Annotated in this window: 19 protein-coding genes; 9 read left to right on the top strand and 10 right to left on the bottom strand. The window is 70.6% G+C overall.

Annotated features, from left to right (window positions below; genetic code table 11):
• Positions 1-78 precede the first annotated feature (78 nt).
• Positions 79-1,857, bottom strand: coding sequence for an arginine--tRNA ligase (argS, locus tag B1H19_RS19645; protein WP_083105963.1), 1,779 nt, complete (start codon positions 1,855-1,857; stop codon positions 79-81).
• 271 nt (positions 1,858-2,128) lie between these two features.
• Between argS and lysS the strand changes: the two genes are divergently transcribed.
• Positions 2,129-3,877, top strand: coding sequence for a lysine--tRNA ligase (lysS, locus tag B1H19_RS19640; protein WP_083105962.1), 1,749 nt, complete (start codon positions 2,129-2,131; stop codon positions 3,875-3,877).
• Positions 3,878-3,993: 116 nt separating this feature from the next.
• Positions 3,994-4,218, top strand: coding sequence for a hypothetical protein (locus tag B1H19_RS19635; RefSeq protein WP_083105961.1), 225 nt, complete (start codon positions 3,994-3,996; stop codon positions 4,216-4,218).
• Between the two features lie 25 nt (positions 4,219-4,243).
• Here the strand turns inward: B1H19_RS19635 and B1H19_RS19630 are convergent, their stop codons facing one another.
• The gene (locus tag B1H19_RS19630; protein WP_203237183.1) at positions 4,244-5,449 is read right to left on the bottom strand and encodes a DUF2637 domain-containing protein; all 1,206 of its coding nucleotides are present in this window, start codon (positions 5,447-5,449) and stop codon (positions 4,244-4,246) included.
• A gap of 112 nt (positions 5,450-5,561) precedes the next feature.
• Entirely contained in the window at positions 5,562-6,317 is a 756-nt protein-coding gene (locus B1H19_RS19625; RefSeq protein ID WP_083105960.1) for a GbsR/MarR family transcriptional regulator, read from the bottom strand.
• A gap of 262 nt (positions 6,318-6,579) precedes the next feature.
• Between B1H19_RS19625 and B1H19_RS19620 the strand changes: the two genes are divergently transcribed.
• Together B1H19_RS19620 and B1H19_RS19615 are read left to right on the top strand one after the other, a co-directional pair.
• On the top strand, positions 6,580-7,242 hold the full coding sequence (locus B1H19_RS19620; protein WP_083105959.1) for a DUF4097 family beta strand repeat-containing protein: 663 nt from the start codon (positions 6,580-6,582) through the stop codon (positions 7,240-7,242).
• Positions 7,243-7,340: 98 nt separating this feature from the next.
• Positions 7,341-8,582: a serine hydrolase domain-containing protein gene (locus tag B1H19_RS19615; RefSeq protein WP_083105958.1), complete on the top strand. Its 1,242-nt coding sequence runs from the start codon at positions 7,341-7,343 to the stop codon at positions 8,580-8,582.
• Between the two features lie 92 nt (positions 8,583-8,674).
• On the opposite strand, the gene B1H19_RS19610 is transcribed toward B1H19_RS19615, so the two are convergent.
• Complete coding sequence (locus tag B1H19_RS19610) at positions 8,675-9,388, bottom strand: DUF3558 family protein (RefSeq protein WP_083105957.1); 714 nt, start codon at positions 9,386-9,388, stop codon at positions 8,675-8,677.
• A 200-nt stretch (positions 9,389-9,588) separates the two neighbouring features.
• On the bottom strand, positions 9,589-10,482 hold the full coding sequence (locus B1H19_RS19605) for a hypothetical protein (RefSeq protein ID WP_083105956.1): 894 nt from the start codon (positions 10,480-10,482) through the stop codon (positions 9,589-9,591).
• A gap of 205 nt (positions 10,483-10,687) precedes the next feature.
• On the opposite strand from B1H19_RS19605, the gene B1H19_RS19600 reads away from it, so the two are divergent.
• Positions 10,688-11,881: an RtcB family protein gene (locus B1H19_RS19600; protein WP_083105955.1), complete on the top strand. Its 1,194-nt coding sequence runs from the start codon at positions 10,688-10,690 to the stop codon at positions 11,879-11,881.
• Positions 11,882-11,943: 62 nt separating this feature from the next.
• Here B1H19_RS19600 and B1H19_RS19595 read toward each other — a convergent pair whose 3' ends face one another.
• From B1H19_RS19595 to B1H19_RS19585, 3 genes are all read right to left on the bottom strand, one after another.
• On the bottom strand, positions 11,944-12,765 hold the full coding sequence (locus B1H19_RS19595; RefSeq protein ID WP_083105954.1) for an SDR family NAD(P)-dependent oxidoreductase: 822 nt from the start codon (positions 12,763-12,765) through the stop codon (positions 11,944-11,946).
• A gap of 79 nt (positions 12,766-12,844) precedes the next feature.
• Positions 12,845-13,180 (bottom strand): YnfA family protein, encoded by a 336-nt coding sequence (locus B1H19_RS19590; protein ID WP_083105953.1) that lies wholly within the window; start codon positions 13,178-13,180, stop codon positions 12,845-12,847.
• 99 nt (positions 13,181-13,279) lie between these two features.
• Positions 13,280-14,842: an FAD-dependent oxidoreductase gene (locus B1H19_RS19585; RefSeq protein ID WP_083105952.1), complete on the bottom strand. Its 1,563-nt coding sequence runs from the start codon at positions 14,840-14,842 to the stop codon at positions 13,280-13,282.
• Positions 14,843-14,941: 99 nt separating this feature from the next.
• Here B1H19_RS19585 and B1H19_RS19580 point away from each other — a divergent pair, with 99 nt between their 5' ends.
• Complete coding sequence (locus B1H19_RS19580) at positions 14,942-15,598, top strand: TetR/AcrR family transcriptional regulator (RefSeq protein ID WP_083109747.1); 657 nt, start codon at positions 14,942-14,944, stop codon at positions 15,596-15,598.
• Positions 15,599-15,641: 43 nt separating this feature from the next.
• Here B1H19_RS19580 and B1H19_RS19575 read toward each other — a convergent pair whose 3' ends face one another.
• On the bottom strand, positions 15,642-15,947 hold the full coding sequence (locus B1H19_RS19575) for a MazG-like family protein (RefSeq protein ID WP_083109746.1): 306 nt from the start codon (positions 15,945-15,947) through the stop codon (positions 15,642-15,644).
• Between the two features lie 208 nt (positions 15,948-16,155).
• Between B1H19_RS19575 and B1H19_RS19570 the strand changes: the two genes are divergently transcribed.
• Together B1H19_RS19570 and B1H19_RS19565 are read left to right on the top strand one after the other, a co-directional pair.
• Positions 16,156-16,644 carry a cupin domain-containing protein gene (locus B1H19_RS19570; protein WP_083105951.1) on the top strand — a complete coding sequence of 163 codons (489 nt, stop codon included), beginning with the start codon at positions 16,156-16,158 and terminating at the stop codon, positions 16,642-16,644.
• A complete protein-coding gene (locus B1H19_RS19565) occupies positions 16,641-17,438 on the top strand; it encodes an SDR family NAD(P)-dependent oxidoreductase (protein WP_083105950.1) in 798 nt (265 codons plus the stop codon). The genes B1H19_RS19570 and B1H19_RS19565 overlap by 4 nt, the downstream gene beginning before the upstream one ends.
• A gap of 177 nt (positions 17,439-17,615) precedes the next feature.
• On the opposite strand, the gene B1H19_RS19560 is transcribed toward B1H19_RS19565, so the two are convergent.
• Positions 17,616-18,233, bottom strand: a complete 618-nt coding sequence (locus tag B1H19_RS19560; protein WP_083105949.1) for a hypothetical protein — start codon at positions 18,231-18,233, stop codon at positions 17,616-17,618.
• 454 nt (positions 18,234-18,687) lie between these two features.
• Between B1H19_RS19560 and hemL the strand changes: the two genes are divergently transcribed.
• The gene (gene hemL / locus B1H19_RS19555; protein ID WP_083105948.1) at positions 18,688-19,995 is read left to right on the top strand and encodes a glutamate-1-semialdehyde 2,1-aminomutase; all 1,308 of its coding nucleotides are present in this window, start codon (positions 18,688-18,690) and stop codon (positions 19,993-19,995) included.
• The last annotated feature ends 30 nt before the right edge of the window (positions 19,996-20,025 follow it).

The following is a 20,025-nucleotide window of genomic DNA, read 5'->3' as shown; positions in this document are numbered from 1 at the left end:
CGCCTTCTCCCACGGCGGAACGACGAAGCGGTGGCCCGGAAAAGATCCGGGCCACCGCTCCTGTCCGTACCGCGAAGCTCAGAGCCGCTCGGGCGTGCGGATCCCCAGCAGCGCCATGCCCTGGTGCAGGGTCCGGCCGGTCAGATCGCACAGGAACAGACGGTTCTCGACGACCTCCGTCGGATTGTCCTCGCTGACGACCTGGCACTGGTCGTAGAACGTCGTCAGATGCGACGCCAGTTGGTACAGATACGCGGCCAGCCGGTGCGGCTCGTACGCCGCCGCCGCCTCCGCGAGCACCTCGGCGAAACCGTCGAGATGCAGGCCCAGCGCCCGCTCGGCCGGGGCCAGCGGCAGCTCCGGGTGGGCGACCGGGCGCGTCTCGCCGGCCCGCCGCTTGATCGACTGGATACGGGCGTAGGCGTACTGGAGGTAGACGGAGGTGTCGCCGTTCAGCGACACCATCTGGTCGAGGTCGAACTTGTAGTCGCGGCTCGCGGACGTCGACAGATCGGCGTACTTGACCGCGCCGATGCCGATCTGGGTGCCGTTCTCGACGATCTCTTCCTCGGTGAGGGCGATCTTCTCGTTGTTCTTCTCGCGCACGACCGTCGTCGCCCGCTCGATCGCCTCGTCCAGAAGGTCCACCAGCCGCACCGTCTCGCCCGCCCGGGTCTTGAACGGCTTGCCGTCCTTGCCCAGGACCGTGCCGAACGCGAGCTGGACGGCGTGCGCCTTGTCGTCCAGCCAGCCGGCCCGCCGCGCGGTCTCGAAGACCATCTTGAAGTGCAGCGACTGGCGGACGTCGACGACGTAGAGAAGGGTGTCCGCGCCGAGGTTCTGGACGCGGTCGCGGATCGCGGAGAGGTCGGTGGCGGCATAGCCGTAGCCGCCGTCGGACTTCTTGACGATCAGCGGGACGGGGTTGCCGTCCGGGCCCTTCACATCGTCGAAGAAGACGCACAGCGCGCCCTCGGAGCGCACCGCGACACCGGACTCCTCCAGCAGCCGGCAGGTCTCCTCCAGCATGGCGTTGTAGCCGGACTCGCCGACGATGTCGGCGTCGCGGATGTCCATGTCGAGCTTGGTGAAGACCGAGTTGAAGTAGATCTTCGACTCGTCGACGAACCGCTGCCACATGGCCAGCGTCTGCTCGTCGCCCGCCTGGAGGTCGACGACCCGGCGCCGGGCCCGCTCCTTGAACTCCTCGTCGGAGTCGAACAGGGCACGCGAGGCCTTGTAGAGCCGGTTGAGGTTGGACGCGGCCTCCTCGCCGGAGACCTCGGTGCCCTCGCCGCCCTTGTGATCCAGCTCGTGCGGGTGCTCGGTCAGATACTGGATGAGCATGCCGAACTGGGTGCCCCAGTCGCCGATGTGGTGGCGCCGGATCACCGTCTCGCCGGTGAACTCCAGGATCTCGACCATCGCCGCACCGATCACCGCGGAGCGCAGATGACCGACGTGCATCTCCTTGGCGACGTTCGGCTGCGCATAGTCGATGACCGTCGTACCCGGGCTCGCCGCGAACGGCACACCCAGCCGGGCGTCGGCGGCGCGCGCGGCGAGGGTCTTGACGATCGCCTCGTCCGCGATGGTGATGTTCAGGAAGCCGGGCCCGGAGACCTCGATCTCCTTGAGGACGTCGCTCTCGCCGATCGCGTCCACGACCTTGGCGGCCAGCTCCCGCGGATTGCCCTTGAGCTTCTTGGCCAGCGCCAGCATGCCGTTGGCCTGGAAGTCGGCCCGGTCGCTACGTCGCAGCAGCGGGTCCGCGGCGCCGGCCTCCGGCAGGGCTGCCGAGAGGGCGTCCGCGACGCGCTGGTTGACCGAAGCTGCGAGGGAAGTGACCGAGGCCATGGAGAGAGCGCTCTCTGCTAGAGGGAGGGGGCGTTGGAGTGGAAAGGGTTTGCCAGTGAGTATCCCACGCCGGTACCACTGAATTTCTGACCGGGCGACGTCTGGGAGAATGGCACCGTCAGGCTTATGTGTGCCCTCAGGGGTATGTGTGCCGTCAGGCCGAGCCGGGGGCTGTTTCACGTGAAACATCCGGACCCGCCCGGCCCGCACCGCGCCGCCGGGCGCACCACAGGGCGCAACGGGAAAGCACCAGGAAGAGGAAGGGCCGATCGTGGCTCAGCAGAGCACCGAGACCGACTGGGTCTCCAGGTTCGCGGACGAGGTCATTGCCGAGGCGGAGCGCCGCGCCCCCGGCACGGTGACATCAGACGCTTCCGCACCGGGGATCGTCGTCGCCTCGGGCCTGAGCCCGTCGGGCCCCATCCACCTGGGCAACCTCCGCGAGGTCATGACCCCGCACCTGGTCGCCGACGAGATCCGCCGCCGCGGATACGCCTGCACCCACATCCTGAGCTGGGACGACTACGACCGCTACCGCAAGGTCCCGGCCGGTATCGACCCGTCCTGGGCGGAGCACATCGGCAAGCCGCTGACCGCCGTGCCGGCCCCGCCCGGCAGCTCGTACGGCAGCTGGGCCGAGCACTTCAAGGCCGCCATGGAGGAGTCGCTGGCCGAGCTGGGCATCGAGTACCGCGGCATCAGCCAGACCGAGCAGTACACCTCCGGCGCCTACCGTGAGCAGGTCCTGCACGCGATGAAGCACCGCGGCGACATCGACGCCGTGCTCGACCGCTACCGCACCAAGGACAAGGCCACCGGCAAGCCGAAGAAGCAGCAGAAGCCGGTCGACGAGGCCGAGCTGGAGGCCGCCGAGGGCTCGGGCGCGGCCGGCGAGGACGACGGCAGCGCGGGCCGCGCGGGCTACTACCCGTACAAGCCCTACTGCACGGTCTGCAACAAGGACCTGACGACGGTCACCGGCTACGACGACGAGACCACCGACCTCAGCTACGAGTGCACCGCCTGCGGCCACTCCGAGACCGTCGTGCTGCGCGAGTTCGACCACGGCAAGCTGGTGTGGAAGGTCGACTGGCCGATGCGCTGGGCGTACGAGGGCGTGGTCTTCGAGCCGTCCGGTGTGGACCACTCCTCGCCCGGTTCGTCCTACGTCGTCGGCGGTCAGATTGTCCGCGAGGTCTTCGGCGCGGACCAGCCCATCGGCCCGATGTACGCCTTCGTCGGCATCAGCGGCATGGCCAAGATGTCCTCGTCCAAGGGCGGCGTGCCCACCCCGGGCGATGCGCTGAAGATCATGGAGGCGCCGCTGCTGCGCTGGCTCTACGCCCGCCGCAAGCCCAACCAGTCCTTCAAGATCGCCTTTGACCAGGAGATCCAGCGGCTCTACGACGAGTGGGACAAGCTGGGCGCCAAGGTCGCCGACGGCTCCGCGCAGCCCGCCGACGCCGCCGCCTACAAGCGCGCCATCGGCACCGCCGCCGGCGAGCTGCCCGTCACCCCGCGCCCGCTGCCGTACCGCACGCTGGCGTCCGTCATGGACATCACCGCGGGCCACGACGAGCAGACCCTGCGCATCCTGAGCGAGCTGGACCCCGACAACCCGGTCCGCTCGCTGGACGAGGCCCGGCCGCGGCTGGACAAGGCCGAGTACTGGATCACCACCCAGGTCCCCGCCGACCAGCGCACCATCGTCCGCGACGAACCGGACAAGGAACTGCTGGGCTCGCTGGACGAGGAGGGCCGTACCTCGCTGCGGCTGCTGCTCGACGGGCTGGACGAGCACTGGTCGCTGGACGGCCTGACCACGTTGGTCTACGGCGTGCCCAAGATCCAGGCCGGTCTGGACCCGGACGCCAAGCCGACCCCCGAGCTCAAGGTCGCCCAGCGCACCTTCTTCGCCCTGCTCTACAACCTGCTGGTCGGCCGCGACACCGGCCCGCGCCTGCCCACGCTGCTGCTGGCGGTCGGCGCGGACCGGGTGCGCAGGCTGCTGGGCGGGTGACCGGGGCGCCTGCCGCCGAGGCGTAGGAACCGGCGGCGGGTGTGCGACTTCGGTAGGAGAACGGGTTCGGCCCCGGGGACGAGGATCCCCGGGGCCGTTCGCATCACCCTTGATCCATGAGGGGATTCAGGGTGTTCATCGGCTACTTCGGCTTCTTCGTCATGCTCCAGGGGGCACTGGGCTTCATCGGCCAGGTGTTCTTCGGGGGCGCCTGGGGCGTGTTGCACCACTTGGTCGACCTGCCGTCGGTCGCCTACCTGGGGGTCTTCGCGGTGGGCGCGGTGCTGGGGGTGTGGGGCGAGGGGGACAAGAAGCGCGAAGCAGGGGGAGAGGGGGCGTAGGGAGGCGCCTGGGGCCGGGTGCGCGTTATGCGATGTGTTCGTCCATCAGCTCTGCGTTGAGGCGGTTGGTGAACTGGTCCATGTAGCGGGTCAGGTCGCGGTGCGGCAGGCGGAGCCCGTACTGCGCCTCCAGGTTCGCGGCGAACGCGTCCGGTGTCGGCATGCCCTCGCCCTCCAGTGAGCGCCGGAACACCAGGTAGAGATCGTCGACGGTCGGCGCCGCGGCGGGTTCCCGGTCGGGCTGGGGGTCCGCCTTCGGGACGCCTTTGCCGAGCGGACGGGTCCCGCCTGCACCGGTCGGCACCGGGACCTGCGGCGCGGGTTCTGGTTCCGGGGCGCGCGGTGCCGGGACCGGGAGCTGTTCCTGCCCCTGCTCCGGGACGAACGTCGGGTCGTAGTCCCCCTGATACGTCACCTGCTGCGGCGCGGCGAACCACGGGCTGTGGAGTTCCTCGGCAGGCTCCTGGGCCTGCGGGGCGTGGGCCTGCGGCTCCAGTGCGGCGGAGGCCGCGGCCTGCTGCGGCGCTGCCGGGAGCAGCTGCGGTTCGATGCCCGCCGCGGCGAGCCCCGCGGGAGCGGTCCGCGTCAGCGGCACCCCGTACCGGGCGAGCCGCAGCGGCATCAGCGATTCCACCGGAGCCTTGCGCCGCCAGCCCCGCCCGAAGCGCGACCGCAGGCGTGCCTGGTACACGAGCCGTTCCTGCTCCAGCTCGATCACCGCGTCGTACGACCGCAGCTCCCACAGCTTCATCCGCCGCCACAGCAGGAACGTCGGGAGGGGCGACAGCAGCCAGCGCGTGAGGCGTACGCCCTCCATGTGCTTGTCCGCCGTGATGTCGGCGATCCGCCCGACGGCGTGCCGGGCGGCCTCGACGGTGACGACGAACAGCACCGGGATGACGGCATGCATGCCCATGCCCAACGGGTCGGTCGCCGCCGCCGCGTTGAATGCCACGGTCGCGACGGTCAGCAGCCACGCCGTCTGCCGCAGCAGCGGGAAGGGCATCCGGATCCAGGTCAGCAGAAGATCCAGGGCGAGCAGGACGCAGATGCCCGCGTCGATGCCGATGGGGAAGAAGTAGGCGAAGTCGCCGAACCCCTTTTTGATGGCCAGTGCACGTACGGCCGCGTAGGAGCCCGCGAAGCCGATGCCGGCGATGACCACCGCGCCGGTGATGACCACTCCGATGAGTATCCGGTGTGTGCGTGTCAGCTTCAGTGCCGCGGCCACCCGAGGACCCCTCCTAGTCGGTCTGTTGCGAGCGACAGCCTGGCACATGCGTGTGCGCGAGCGTGTGGCGGTACGGACGGAGCCTGCGCCCCGGCCTATGCCGCCACCCTGTCTATGCGCGATCCGAACGCGGCCGGGCGGTGTCGTCCGGGGTCGTTTCGGCTCTGGTGTAGAGGACTTCGCGGCCCTGCTCCGCGGCGCGGATGAGTCCTTCGCTGACGAAATCGAGGAAGCGGGCGGCGTTTTCGAGGCGGGCGGCGGCCGGGGTGCCGGGGCGGAGGACGCCGACGCCCTGCCGTGCGGTCTCGATGAACAGGTCGTTGGCCCGGGCGCTGCGGATCATCGCCTGGTACCAGAGGTCGTCGTCGACGACGTAGCGCTCGCGGCGGTTTTCGTCGCGTTCCCGGCGGACGAGGTCCTGGCCCTCCAGGAAGGTGATCGCTTTGGAGATGGATGCCGGGCTGACCTGGAGGCGCTGGGCGAGTTCGGAGGCGGTGAGGCTGCCGGTGTCGGTGGTGTAGAGGCAGCCCAGCACCCGGGCCATCATCTTGGGCAGGCCGGAGGTCATATAGACGGTGGTGAGGGCCTCCTGGTAGTCGCGCACGGCCTCGGCGTCGCGTCCGTAGGGCTGTGGGGACGCCTGTGATCCCCGGGGCGCGGCCTGCCTGCGCTGGTGGGTGCGCTGCTGGGTGGCGCGGTGGGCCAGGTCGGCGCGGTAGCCGGCGGGGCCGCCGTTCCGCGTCACCTCACGCGTGATCGTGGAGGTCGGACGGTCGAGACGGCGGGCGATCTCGGCGTAGGCCAGGCCGTCGGCCAGTCCCACGGCGATCTGCTGGCGCTCGGCCTGGGTGAGCCTGCCTCCCGGCATCACGACCCCTTTCCTGCCCCACGGGTGCTCCATGGCGCTGCTCGGTGTTCCTCGACGCCTCCACCATAGCGTTCACCTTCACTGTATTGCAACGATTGACGGCTCTGCCGTTGCGTTAATCGAGAGGGCGTTGCAACGATTATCTAGCTCCCACCTGCATGAATGCTCTTCCAAAGCAAAGATGTTGTTGCCTGAACTTGGAAAGCAACGTAGCGTTTCCCTCATCAGGAAACAGCGAACCGCAAGCACAAGGGAGAGCACGATGCAGAAGTTCACCACCCCCGCCCCGATCTCCGCCGTCCTGGCCATCCCCGCCGGACGCGTCCAGTTCATCGCCGCGGACCGGACCGACACCGCGGTCGAGGTCCTGCCCGCGAACGCCTCGAAGAGCCGCGACGTCAAGGCGGCGGAGCAGACCACGGTCGAATACGCCGACGGAGTCCTGCGGATCGAGCACGCGGCGAAGGACCAGTACTTCGGCCCCACCGGATCCCTGGAGGTGACGGTCAAGCTGCCCGCCGGTTCCCGCGTCGAGGCCAAGACGGCCAGCGCCGAACTCCGGACCGTCGGCCGCCTCGGGGACATCGTCTTCGAAGGCGCGTACCGCCAGATCAAGATCGACGAGGCCGCGGGCCTTCGCCTCACCGCGGTCGACGGCGACATCGAGGTCGGCCGGCTGGGCGGCCCCGCGGACATCAGCACCGCACGGGGCGACATCCGCATCACCGAGGCCATGAGCGGCAAGGTCGTGCTCCGCACCCAGTCCGGCGACATCACCATCGGCGCCGCCGCGGGCGTCTCCGCCGCCCTGGACGCCGGCACCGGCCACGGCCGCATCAGCAACGCCCTCAAGAACGACGGCACCGCCGAACTCGACATCCACGCCACCACCCCGCACGGCGACATCACCGCCCGCAGCCTCTGACCCGCTCCCTCCCGAGGAACACCCTCGACGCGCCCGGCGGCAGCCACACCTCACCGCAACAACCACCCACCCGCACTCACCACAAGGAGCACACAGCCATGTCCCTCAACCTCACCGACCAGCCCGGCGGCTTCTCCGAAGCAGGGCTCCGCAGAATCCGCGAGGTGCTGGCACGGCATGTCGATTCCGGGAAGATTCCCGGGCTTGTCGCCCTGGTCAGCCGGGGCGGTGAGACACACGTCGAAGCGCTGGGGACGATGCGCCATGACGGCGGCGCGCCGATGCGCCGGGACACGATCTTCCGGATGGCCTCGACGTCCAAGCCGGTCACGATGGCGGCGGCGATGGTCCTGCTCGACGAGTGCCGGCTGCGGCTGGACGACCTGGTGGAGCAGTGGCTGCCCGAACTCGCCGACCGGCAGGTCCTCAAGCGGATCGACAGCCCGCTGGACGACACCGTGCCGGCGCGGCGGCCGATCACCGTACGGGACCTGCTGACCTCGACGTTCGGGCTCGGCGTGGATCTGACGTCGATGGGCACCCCGATCATGGACGCGATCTTCGAGCGGGGCGTCTTCTCCCAGAGCGCGCAGGGGGCGCCCGGCCCGGATGAGTGGATGCGCCGCCTGGGCACGCTCCCGCTGATGCACCAGCCCGGGGCGCGCTGGCAGTACCAGATCAGCAACGATGTGCTCGGCGTGCTCGTCGCCAGGGTCACGGGCCAGTCGTTCGAGACGTTCCTGCGCGAACGCGTCCTCGACCCGCTGGGGATGCAGGACACCGGTTTCCATGTGCCCGCCGACAAGATCGACCGGCTGCCGACCAGCTACGTCCCCGACGCGCAGACCGGGGAGTTCACCGTGTGGGACGAGGCGGCGGGCGGGCAGTACAGCCGGCCCCCGGCCTTCCCGTCAGGCGGCGGTGGGCTGGTCTCCACCGTGGACGACTGTCACGCCTACTTCCAGATGCTGCTGAACGGCGGGATGCACGGGACCGAGCGGATCCTGTCCCGGGCCGCCGTCGAGCTCATGACCACCAACTGCCTCACGCCCGAGCAGAACGCCGCCCGCAGCGCCATGGCCCGCGACAACGTCCACATCTCGTTCGGCCAGGGGCAGCACGGCGGCTGGGGCTTCGGGATGGCGGTGCGCACCTACCGCGGCGACTACGCGCCCATCGGCCAGTTCGGCTGGGACGGCGGAACCGGCACCACGACCTACGCCGACCCGCACAACCGGCTCACCGGAACCCTGCTCACCCAGGTCGGGATGTCCACTCCGGATTCGGCGCGGCTCATCCACGACTTCTGGACCACGGTCTACCAGGCGATCGACTACTGACGCCGAGCGCACCGGCCCACCAGTCCACCGACGCACCGGCCCACCGAGGGTGAGATCCCCTCGGTGGGCCGGTGCGTCCGTCGGGTGTCCGGTCAGCCGTTGGCCTTGACGGCCGCGGCGACCGCCTCCTTGGCGGCGGCCTGGGCGGCCTTCAGCAGGTCGGCACCCTTGGGGGTGTCGGCTCCGGCCATGCCCGCGCCGTTGTAGTTGACCGTGACCACGATGTTGGCCGCACGGGCGACGATCGTCGTGTTCTTGAAGGGCGTCTTGTCCTTCGTGATGTCGTACGTGATCGCGGTCGACTCGTCGCCGGTGCTGTCGGTCTTGGCCGTCTGCACCTTCTTGGCGCCCTCGGTGCCCTTCGCGTTGGCGACCTGCTTGGCGTAGAAGTCCGTGGCGCGCTTCTCGCCGGTGCCGACCGCCGGGTTGGGGTCGGAGTCGTAGCGCTGGAAGCCGATGTCCAGCCAGCGGAACTGGGTGCCGTCGACGCCGTTCTCGTCGGAGCTGTCCCAGGAGCAGGTGGCGTGCGAGGTGGCGTCGTCGGAGGTGCCCGGTTCGCCGCCCTTGTTCTTCGTCTTGGGCACCAGCTTGCCCAGGGTGTCCTTGGAGAACGCCTGGCACGGGTTGGGCAGCTTCTTGTACTTGGCGGCCGCAACGGTCGCCGACGGCTTGGTCGACGTGCTGGGCGCGTCGGAGGAGCCGTCGGAGCTGTTGCTGCTGTCCGAGCCGGAGCAGCCGGCGACGAGCATCACCGGGACTGCGGCGCAGGCGAGAAGGCTGGCGAGTCGCTTGGCTGAACGGTGCATGGTTCCTTCGCTGTTCGTCGTCGTGGCGGCGGCCCGCCTCGCGTACGAGGGCCGTACGGGGGTCCGTACGAGGGCGGCGCTAGACGGCACGGTACGCGGCGGAACGGGGCCGGTGGCCGTTTCGTACCGCGCACGCGATCGGGTGAATGCTGGTATTTGGCGTCTAACGGGACCATCGGTGATGGGTGGAATAAAGAGGGCTATTCGGACAGGCTCTCCGCCAGCTCGTCGGCCAGGGAACGGGCCTTGTCCTGCAGTTCCTGGCTCTGCGGCAGGTTGGTCTTGTCCGTCGACCACTGGTCGTAGGTGATCGTCACGATCACATTCGACGTGCGAAAGACCACAGTGACATCGCGGTGCACACCGGAGTCCGCGGTGGCCAGTTTGTCGTTCAGGAAGGCCGCGTCGCCGAGGCCGCCCAGGACGCGCGGTGCGGTGGAGCCGTCGGGGCTCGCGCTCGCGCCCGTGGAGGGCGATGCGGTGTCCGATGCGCCCTTTTTGCCGCCCTTGGCCTTGCTCGTGGCCTTGTTCTTGGGCGTGCTCTCGTCCGGCGTGGCGCCCTTCGCCTCCGGGGAGCCCTTGGTGGACGGCGTGGGCGAGCCGGGGGTGGCGGACCCGTCGGAGGGGATTTCGGCGGCCCGCTCCTTGCCCGAGTAGATCTCCTGCGCCCGGTCGTCGTCGCTCACGGACGAGTCGTACGAGACCACCCGCACGATGTCGAGCGCCAGGTGGCGGGTGCCCTCGGTGGTCTCGCGCTTCCAGTGGCAGCCGACGCGGCGGTCGGTGTCATAGGTGACGTCGGGCTGGCCCGCGTAGATCTTGTCCGCGTCCTCCTGCGAAAGCTGCTGGTCATCGCCGGGCAGCAGACTGCGTACGGTGCTGCGCGCGGGGAGCCGGCAGGCCTCGGGGAGGGTCTGGTAGCGGCCCGGCTCGGCGCTCTGGCTGGAGGCGGTGGCATCGCCGCCCTTGGCGTCGGCGCTCCCGTCGGCGCTGCCGGAGCCGGCGGTGCAGCCGGTGAGGCCGACGGCGAGCGCCGCGGCCGCCACCACTGCGGCACCGGGGACGAACGACTTCCGTAGCGTTTTCGGTCGCATCGCTCGCGGGCTCCTTTCCCTGCTTCGCCTGTGCTTCGCGCGTACCTCGCCTGCGAAGATCCCCAGGAAATATGTTGCCGCCGAGCGGCGGCCGGTGGACACAATGTCTACCGCACGTGGCGACGCGGACGCCGGTCAACCGTCCAAGATCCGATGATTTGTCCGCGTTTTGCGTTTTCACTGCTTTCGGGGGAATGAGGAAGTTATGTCGTACACCGAAGTGCCCGGTGCGCAGGTACCGATCCGCATGTGGACGGACCCGGCCGCGGTCGAGGGCGTCGCGATGCAGCAGCTGCGCAATGTCGCGACCCTCCCGTGGATCAAGGGGCTCGCCGTGATGCCGGATGTGCATTACGGCAAGGGGGCCACCGTCGGATCGGTGATCGCGATGCGCGGTGCCGTCTGCCCGGCGGCGGTCGGCGTCGACATCGGCTGCGGAATGAGCGCCGTCAAGACCTCGCTCACCGCCAACGACCTCCCCGGCGATCTCTCCCGGCTGCGCTCCAAGATCGAGCAGGCGATTCCGGTGGGGCGGGGCATGCACGACTCCCCGGTCGACCCGGGACGGCTGCACGGACTGGCGACGTCGGGCTGGGAGGACTTCTGGGCGCGGTTCGACGGAGTGGCCGACGCGGTCAGGTTCCGGCGCGAACGGGCCGTGAAGCAGATGGGCTCGCTCGGCGGCGGCAACCACTTCTGGGAGTTCTGCCTCGACGCCGACGACTCCGTGTGGATCATGCTGCACTCCGGATCGCGCAACATCGGCAAGGAACTGGCCGAATACCACATGGGCGTGGCGCAGAAGCTGCCGCAGAACCAGGGACTGGTCGACCGCGATCTCGCCGTCTTCATCTCCGACACCCCGCAGATGGCGGCGTACCGCAACGATCTGTTCTGGGCGCAGGAGTACGCCAAGCACAACCGCGAGATCATGATGGCGCTCTCCCAGGACGTCATCCGCCGGGAGTTCAAGAAGGCCAGAGTCACCTTCGGCGAGGTCATCTCCTGCCACCACAACTATGTGGCCGAGGAGCAGTACGACGGCATGGACCTGCTGGTGACCCGTAAGGGCGCCATCCGGGCGGGCAGCGGCGAGTACGGCATCATTCCGGGTTCGATGGGCACCGGCTCGTACATCGTCAAGGGCCTGGGGAATCCGGCCAGCTTCAACTCGGCCTCGCACGGCGCCGGCCGCAAGATGAGCCGTAACGCCGCCAAGAAGCGCTTTTCCACGCGGGACCTGGAGGAGCAGACGCGGGGCGTGGAGTGCCGTAAGGACTCCGGGGTGATCGACGAGATCCCGGGCGCCTACAAGCCGATCGAGAAGGTCATGGAGCAGCAGCGGGACCTGGTGGAGGTCGTCGCGCACCTCAAGCAGGTGGTGTGTGTGAAGGGCTGAGGGCCTGGGGCGGGCGGCCCGGGGCCCGGGTTTCGGCCTCGCGGCCACCCGGGCCCGGGTGCTCAACCGGTGCGGTGGACCTTGGAGTTGGACGCCTGCGCGCGGGGGCGGACGATCAGGAGGTCGATATTGACGTGGGAGGGGCGGGTGACGGCCCAGGCGATGGTGTCGGCGACATCGTCCGCGCTGAGCGGCTCGGCAACACCCTCGTAGACCTTCGCGGCCTTGGCGACGTCACCGCGGAAGCGGGTGGTGGCGAACTCCTCGGTCTTGACCATGCCCGGCGCCACCTCGACGACCCGTACGGGCTCGCCGCACAGCTCCAGGCGGAGGGTCTCGGCGAGGACGTGCGCGCCGTGTTTGGCCGCGACATAGCCACCGCCGCCCTCGTACGCGGCATGGCCGGCGGTGGACGACAGCACGACGACGGTGCCGTCCCCGGTCGCGGTGAGCGCGGGCAGCAGCGCCTGGGTCATATGGAGCACGCCGAGGACGTTGACGTCGTACATCGCGCGCCAGTCCTCCGGGTCGCCGGTCGCGACCGGTTCCGCGCCGAAGGCGCCGCCCGCGTTGTTGATCAGGACGTCGCAGCGGTCGAGCGAGGCGGCGAAGGCGTCGACGGCGGCGCGGTCGGTGACATCGAGCGCGTACGCCTCGGCATGCGGCAGCTCGGCGGCGAGCTTCTCGATGCGGTCCTTGCGGCGGGCGGTGAGGACGACGCGGTAACCGGCCGCGGCCAACTGCCGCGCGGTGGCGGCGCCGATGCCGCTGCTCGCTCCGGTGATGACGGCGATACGGCCCGCGCCGGCGCTCCCCTCCGGGGTGCGGTCGTCGGCGGTGCCGGCTTCGGTGGTGCCGGCGTCGGCGGTGCTGGCGCTGGTCATGCGCTCTCCTCGTGGCCTGCTTGTGGCCTGCTCGTGGTGACCGGTGTGGGCGGCCTGGGGTCAGGATAGGCAGACGGGGTCAGCGGCCGCGGGGGATATACATGATCACCGCCATGCCGGCCAGGCAGATCAGCGCGCCGATGACATCCCAGCGGTCGGGGCGGTAGCCGTCCGCGACCATGCCCCAGGCCAGCGACCCGGCGACGAACACCCCGCCGTACGCGGCCAGGACGCGCCCGAAATCGGCGTTCGGCTGGAGGGTCGCGACAAAGCCGTAGAGTCCGAGGGCGATCGCCCCCGCACCGATCCAGACCCAGCCCCGGTGCTCCCGCACCCCCTGCCACACCAGCCAGGCGCCGCCGATCTCGAAGAGTGCCGCGACGACGAACAGGGCGATGGAGCGAGCGATCAGCATGGAGCCAGGGTAAAGAGCGGGGGTGGACGGGGCGCGCGGGCCGTGCGGGCGGACATCGCCGTTGTCCTGGTACGTGCCGTGGTCGCGACCTTCCTTTCGTCAACTGGCCTGCCTGACAGCTGAGTTGGACCCCGGGGCGGCTGTCGGGGCTATCCCGGCGCCCGTCCAGTGGGCGAGTGCCGTACGGAGCGCCGCGCCGCGGTCGGCGGGACGGGTGGCGTCGGTGGCCCAGGCGATATAGCCGTCGGGGCGGACGAGCAGCGCGGTACGGCGGTCGCTCGCCCAGGAGGCCGTAAGGACACGGTCGGCGGCGGGGCCGAGGGCGGCGGTGTCCCCGGCGGGGGCTATGAGCACAAAGGTGCCCTTGCGGAGCAGTTCGTACAGGCGGCTGCCGTCGGCCAGGCGGACGTCGGGGGCGCGGTGCCCGGTGAGCGGGTGGGCGCCGCGCTCGGCCGGATAGGAGACGGCGATACCGGAGACGGTGCCGATCGCGCGGCGGGAGAGCGGCCGCACATGGTTGACGGCCTGGGCGAGGAATCCGCGCAGGGCGCGGCCGGGCGCCGAGCGGAGCAGCGCGAGCCGGACCATGGCGCCGCTGCTGCGAAGCACCGTCTTGCCGACCGGGTGCCGCTCGGTCTGGTAGCTGTCCAGCAGCGTGTCGGGGGAGTGGCCCTTGAGGACCGCGGCCAGCTTCCAGCTGAGGTTGGCGGCGTCCTGGAGGCCGACGTTCATCCCCTGGCCGCCGGCGGGCGAGTGGACATGCGCGGCGTCGCCGGCGAGGAAGACGCGGCCGACGCGGTACTGCGGGGCCTGGCGCTCGTCGCTGTGGAAGCGGGAGATCCAGCGGGGGTCGTGCATGCCGTAGTCGGTACCGAGGGCGAGCCGGGCCACCTCGCGGATCTCGGCGAAGTCGACGGCGGCGCGGTCGTCTGCCTGGGCGTGGCGGTTCCAGCCGATGACGCGGTACCAGCCGTCGCCGAACGAGCCGATCAGAGCGAAGGCGTCCGGCGAGGCGCTCACGGTAAAGGGGGAGGGTGGCTCCTGGGCCAGCCGGACATCGGCCAGCAACATGGAGCGGATGATGGTCTTGCCGGGAAAGGGCAGGCCGATGGCCTGGCGGACCGTACTGCGGGCGCCGTCCGTGCCGACGACATACGAGGCGTGGGCGCTGCCGATCCCATCGCCGTCACGCAGCCGTATCGTCACGCCGTCCGCATCCTGATCGACGCCGAGGACCTCGGAGTCGTACCGGAAGGTGACACCGGCCTTCCGGGCCCGGCGCTCCAGCAGCCGCTCGACCTCGAACTGCGGGGTGATCAGGACGAACGGGAAGCGGGTCGGCAGCTGGGCCGGTGCGAGGACGGCGCTGCCGAACAGGCCGAGGCTGGTGAGCCGGTGACCGCCGGCGACCAGTTCGTCGGCGAGCCCGCGGGCATCGAGCTGCTCGAGCGAGCGGGCGTGCACGGCCAGGGCGCGGGTGAGATTGCTGAGCGTCGCGGGGCGGCGCTCCAGGAGCGTGACGCTCAGTCCGGCCTCGGCGAGATCGCCGGCGAGCAGCAGTCCGGTGGGGCCGGCGCCGACGACGATGACGTCGGCGGTCTCCAGGTCGGGGGTCGTCTGCGGGCTGAGGGTGGTGCCGGGCTTGCGGTGGGTCTCCGTCATGACCGTCTCCAATGCCAACGCGTGTTGGTCAACGCTTGTTGGCAAGCGTAGGGCGTTCGGCGCTGGCACGTCAACAGGTGTTGGCCTACATTTGTGGACATGGCCGAGCGCAGACCCTCCCAGCCCCCTTCCCCCGCCCCTGACCTGGACCTCGACGAACTCCCCGTCGCGGCCACCGCCCCCGACGCCGGGACCCACCCCCGCCCCCGCCGCTCCGACGCCACCCGCGCCGCGATCCTCGCCGCCGCCCGGGACCGCTTCGCCGCCGACGGCTACGAGCGCGCCACGATCCGCGCCATCGCCCGCGACGCAGGGATCGACCCGTCCATGGTGATGCGGTACTACGGCAACAAAGAGGGCCTCTTCGCGGCCGCCTCGGAGATCGAACTTCACTTCCCCGACCTCACCCAGGTGCCGCCCGACGAGATCGGCGGCCGCCTCGTCCGCCATTTCATCGAGCGCTGGGAGGGCGACGAGACGCTGACCGGCATGATGCGCGTCGGCGTCACCAATGCCGCGGGCGCGGAACGGATGCGCGGGATCTTCGCCGACCAGATCAGGCCGGTGGTCGAGGCCGTCTGCCCGGTCCCCGAGGAGGCGGCCACCCGCGCCGCGCTGATCGCCTCACAGGTCCTGGGCATGGCGCTGTGCCGCTATGTCCTGCACATGCCGCCCGCCGTCGCCCTCACCCACGACGACCTCACCGCCTGGCTGGCCCCCACGGTCCAGCGCTATCTGACGGCCGAACGCCCTTGACCGACGGGTGCGTCGGGGGCCGCTGACCCCCGCCCGGCCGGCCTCAGGAAGCCCCCGCCCGCCCCACCACCCGCTCCACATGCCCCTCGAACACCCGCCGCGCGTCCGGTGTCAGAGTCCGCAGGGCCACCATCGCCGTCACGATCACATCGCACAGCTCGCTCTGGACGTCGTCCCAGGTGTGGCTGCGGCCCTTGCGCGGGTTCTGGCCGATGGCCCCGATGACGGCCTGCGCCACCTCGCCCGCCTCCTCCGAGAGCTTCAGGATCCGCAGCAGCCGCATCTGCTCGGGCGGCAGCGCGTTCTCCTGGTCGAGCCAGCGCACCAGCCCCTCGACGGCGTCCCACAGGGCAGCCCCGTCCGGCGGACCGGCCGTAACGGACGGGGCGTCAGGGGCGCGAGGTGCGACGACGGGCGTGGCATCGGACGGGTCGCCGCAGAGGTCATCGGACGAGCCGCCGGAGAAGTCATCGGACATGGCCCGATTCTGCCCGCCCCGGCCGGTCCGCTGCCTAGGGTGTGGACCACGCCAGGAGCAGCTGAACGGGAGGCCGTAGATGCGCCAGCCGACGCCCGAGGCCCTGATCGACTTCTACGGGCTGGTGCCGCTGCCCCGGGAGGGCGGGCGGTTCCGGCGTACCTGGGCCGGGCCCGAGCGGGCCGACGGGCGGCCGGAGGGTTCGGCGATCGTCATGCTGCTGACCGCCGAGCCCGACGATTTCTCCGCGCTGCACCGCCTGCCGACCGACGAGATCTGGCACTTCTATCGGGGCGATCCGCTCACCCTGTTGCTGCTGCACGACGACGGCACCAGCCGTACGGCCGTCCTCGGCCCGGACGTCCTGGGCGGGCAGCACGTCCAGTTCGTCGTCCCGGCCGGTACGTGGATGGCCGCCGCGGTCGCCGAGGGCGGCTCCTGGTCACTGTTCGGCTGCACCATGGCGCCGGGCTTCTCGTACGAGGACTACGAGCACGGGGACGCCGCCGAACTCGCCGAGCGCTTTCCGCAGGAGGCGGCGCTGATCGCGGAGTTGAGTCGGCCATGACAGAGGCGAGGCCCCCCTCCGGGGCCCTCTCCGACCTCCCCGACCTCACCGGGCAGGTGGCGCTGATCACCGGCGCCTCCGGCACCGTGGGGCAGGGCATCGCTCTGCGCTTCGCCGCCGCGGGGGCCGCCGTGGCGGTGCACTACCGCACGGCGGCCGAGGCCGCGCAGCGGCTGGTCCGGCAGATCGAGGAGGGCGGCGGGAGCGCGCTGGCGCTGGCCGCCGATCTGGCCGTCGAGGACGAGTGCCACCGCCTGGTGGCGCGGGCAGCCGCATGGCACGGGCGGTTGACCGCGCTGGTCAACAACGCGGGGGTGCAGCCGACGCAGGACCTGGCGGACATGTCGCTGGCCGACTGGCGGGCGGTGGCGGATCCCAATGTGCACAGCGTGTTCGCGTGCACGCAGGCCGCGGCGCGGGTGATGCGCGAGGGCGGCGGCGGTTCGGTGACCCATATCGCGTCCATCGAGGCACACCGGCCGGCGCCCCTGCACGCCCACTACAGCGCCGCCAAGGCGGCGGTGGTGATGCATGCGCGCTCGGCGGCGCTGGAGTACGGGGCGTACGGCATCCGCGTCAACAGCGTGTCGCCCGGACTGATCGCGCGCCCCGGGCTGGAGGACGACTGGCCCGACGGCGTACGGCGCTGGCAAGAGGCGGTGCCCACCGGGCGGTTGGGGCGGCCCGAGGACGTGGGCGATGCCTGCGTCTTTCTCGCCTCGCCGATGGCCTCCTGGATCACCGGTCACGATCTCGTCGTGGACGGCGGCGTGTCGGCCCGGCCTACGTGGTGAGCGTCACTCTCGCGCCCCGGCGACGGACGGCCGCCCCAGGCCCGGCCGGACGATGCGCGGCCACCCCGAAGCCGGCCGCGCGACGCACGACCACCCCGAAGCCGCCCCGACAACCCGCAGCCACCCCGAAGCCACCGCCCCGGCCAGGCGCCCGCACCACCCCGGGCGCCGGCCCGGTCAGGGCCAGACCAGGCAATATGCCTGATGCCCCGCCTCATGCAGTCGGTGGCTGAAGTCCTGCCACTCGTGCAGGAGCTGGTAGACGGTGTAGGCGTCGCGCGGGCCGCCGCGGTCGGGGACGGTGGACCAGATGAAGGCGGCCGCGCCGACCGATTCCTCGCCGACGCCGCGCAGCGGGTCGACCACGGTCATGGGCAGCTTGACGACGGCGTAGTCCGGGTGGAGAACCACCAGCTCGAGCGGGGGGACCTTGTGGAGGGGTATGCCCTCTATACCGGTCAGCACCATGGCGGCCATGGTCTCGGGCTTGATCTTGGAGAACATGCCGCCCATGCCGAGCTCGTCACCGCCGAGTTCCTCGGGGCGCATCGAGATGGGGACCCGGGCAGCCGTGGCGCCGTTGGGTGCACCGAAGTACTTGTACGTCACCCCCATGCGGCCGCCCCTGTTTCCCCCGGTGATGTCCCCGCCCGTGACGTTGTCGACGTTCCCGGCGTCCTCGGCGCCGCTGATGTCCGCGATGTCCTCGACGTCCTCGCGCCGGTGCCGGCCGCGCTGGGCGCGCTCGGGACCCCGGTCATCGGTCCCCTCACCCAGTTCGCCACCGCGATGCATATCTCCACCCGACCACTCGCAGCTCCAGCCGCGCAACCCGATCATCGTCTCAGAGACCTCCCCCGTCACCGGCGTGTGAAACGCTCGGCCACGCGCCCCTGTGCGCCTCTGAGACCATTGCTTGCGTGACTTACTCGTACGTCGACCCCAGTTTTGCAGACGCATGGGGGCTGACGCCCGGTCGTGCGCGAGAGGAATCAAAAAGGAATCGAAGAACGGGACGAAGCGGGACCCGGTGAGGACCGAAGCCGGGGGCGGGCGAGATCCGTAGCGGGGGCCGAGAAGAGACCGGCCGGGACCCCCGGCCGACCCGTCGCGCACCCGCCACCGATCACCAGGAACCCGCCCCCGAACGGCACCCGAAAGGGCCGCCCGGGGATTTCGTACCGTTGTCAGCCCGGGGCCGTGTCCGCGTGTCGCTGCCCGCCCTCCGTTTATGCAGGTCAGGATCCCAGTGTCTTTTCCGTATGAAGCCCCTGTTTCGCAGTCGCTGTTCGACCGGGCGTCCGTGGTGACGCCGGGCGGCGTCAATTCCCCGGTGCGGGCGTTCCGGGCCGTGGGCGGTACGCCCCGGTTCATGGTGTCCGGTACGGGTCCCTACCTCACGGACTCCGATGGCCGGGAATATGTCGATCTGGTGTGTTCGTGGGGGCCGATGATCCTCGGTCACTCGCATCCGCAGGTGATCGCCGCGGTCCAGGAAGCGGTCGCCCGCGGGACGTCGTTCGGCACGCCCGGTGAGGGTGAGGTCGAGCTGGCCGAGGAGATCGTCGCCCGTATCGCGCCCGTCGAGCAGGTGCGGCTGGTCTCCTCGGGCACCGAGGCGACGATGTCGGCGATCCGGCTGGCGCGCGGGTTCACCGGCCGGGCGAAGGTCGTCAAGTTCGCCGGCTGCTACCACGGGCATGTCGACGCCCTGCTGGCCGCGGCCGGTTCGGGCGTGGCGACCTTCGGGCTGCCCGACACGCCGGGCGTGACCGGTGCGCAGGCCGGCGACACGCTGGTGCTGCCGTACAACGACCTGGAGGCGGTGCGCGCCGCGTTCGCCGCGCACGAAGGGGAGATCGCCTGCGTCATCACGGAGGCGTCGCCCGGGAACATGGGCGTGGTGCCGCCGCTGCCGGGCTTCAACCAGGGGCTGAAGGACCTGTGCGCCGCCAACGGTGCGCTCTACATCTCCGACGAGGTCATGACCGGCTTCCGGGTCAGCAAGGCCGGCTGGTACGGGCTCGACGGCGTCGTGCCGGACCTGATGACCTTCGGGAAGGTGATGGGCGGCGGCTTCCCGGCGGCGGCGTTCGGCGGCCGCGCGGACGTCATGGCGCATCTGGCGCCGGCCGGTCCCGTCTACCAGGCGGGCACCCTGTCCGGTAACCCGATCGCCACCGCGGCCGGTGTCGCGCAGCTGCGGCTGCTGGACGATGCCGCGTACGCGAAGGTCGACGCGGCCTCGGCCGAGCTGCGGTCGCTGGTCGGCGAGGCGCTGACCAAGGCGGGCGTGGCGCACCGGCTCCAGGTGGCGGGGAACATGTTCTCCGTCTTCTTCACCGAGCGGGACGTGACCAACTACGACGAGGCCAAGACGCAGGAGTCCTTCCGCTTCACGGCCTTCTTCCACTCGATGCTGGCGCAGGGCGTCTACCTTCCGCCGTCCGCCTTCGAGTCGTGGTTCGTCTCGACCGCGCACGACACGCAGGCGATCGAGAAGGTCGCCGTCGCGCTGCCGGCCGCCGCGCAGGCCGCCGCCGAGGCGCGTGCATGAGCGGGGCGGACGGCGACGTGGCGGACCTCC

The organism is Streptomyces gilvosporeus (genome assembly GCF_002082195.1).
Taxonomy (GTDB): domain Bacteria; phylum Actinomycetota; class Actinomycetes; order Streptomycetales; family Streptomycetaceae; genus Streptomyces; species Streptomyces gilvosporeus.
Note: the sequence above shows the minus strand (reverse complement) of the source record. Positions and strands in the feature narration are given on the sequence as shown.

Excerpts from the sequence above, each read along its gene's own strand:
- B1H19_RS19595 (WP_083105954.1), bottom strand. The coding sequence starts at position 12,765 with ATGACCAGCGCCAGCACCGCCGACGCCGGCACCACCGAAGCCGGCACC.
- B1H19_RS19615 (WP_083105958.1), top strand. The coding sequence starts at position 7,341 with ATGTCCCTCAACCTCACCGACCAGCCCGGCGGCTTCTCCGAAGCAGGG.
- B1H19_RS19605 (WP_083105956.1), bottom strand. The coding sequence starts at position 10,482 with ATGCGACCGAAAACGCTACGGAAGTCGTTCGTCCCCGGTGCCGCAGTG.
- B1H19_RS19570 (WP_083105951.1), top strand. The coding sequence starts at position 16,156 with ATGCGCCAGCCGACGCCCGAGGCCCTGATCGACTTCTACGGGCTGGTG.
- B1H19_RS19560 (WP_083105949.1), bottom strand. The coding sequence starts at position 18,233 with ATGCATCGCGGTGGCGAACTGGGTGAGGGGACCGATGACCGGGGTCCC.
- B1H19_RS19620 (WP_083105959.1), top strand. The coding sequence starts at position 6,580 with ATGCAGAAGTTCACCACCCCCGCCCCGATCTCCGCCGTCCTGGCCATC.
- B1H19_RS19610 (WP_083105957.1), bottom strand. The coding sequence starts at position 9,388 with ATGCACCGTTCAGCCAAGCGACTCGCCAGCCTTCTCGCCTGCGCCGCA.
- B1H19_RS19580 (WP_083109747.1), top strand. The coding sequence starts at position 14,942 with ATGGCCGAGCGCAGACCCTCCCAGCCCCCTTCCCCCGCCCCTGACCTG.
- B1H19_RS19585 (WP_083105952.1), bottom strand. The coding sequence starts at position 14,842 with ATGACGGAGACCCACCGCAAGCCCGGCACCACCCTCAGCCCGCAGACG.
- argS (WP_083105963.1), bottom strand. The coding sequence starts at position 1,857 with ATGGCCTCGGTCACTTCCCTCGCAGCTTCGGTCAACCAGCGCGTCGCG.
- B1H19_RS19590 (WP_083105953.1), bottom strand. The coding sequence starts at position 13,180 with ATGCTGATCGCTCGCTCCATCGCCCTGTTCGTCGTCGCGGCACTCTTC.
- B1H19_RS19565 (WP_083105950.1), top strand. The coding sequence starts at position 16,641 with ATGACAGAGGCGAGGCCCCCCTCCGGGGCCCTCTCCGACCTCCCCGAC.
- B1H19_RS19600 (WP_083105955.1), top strand. The coding sequence starts at position 10,688 with ATGTCGTACACCGAAGTGCCCGGTGCGCAGGTACCGATCCGCATGTGG.
- B1H19_RS19625 (WP_083105960.1), bottom strand. The coding sequence starts at position 6,317 with ATGCCGGGAGGCAGGCTCACCCAGGCCGAGCGCCAGCAGATCGCCGTG.
- B1H19_RS19635 (WP_083105961.1), top strand. The coding sequence starts at position 3,994 with ATGAGGGGATTCAGGGTGTTCATCGGCTACTTCGGCTTCTTCGTCATG.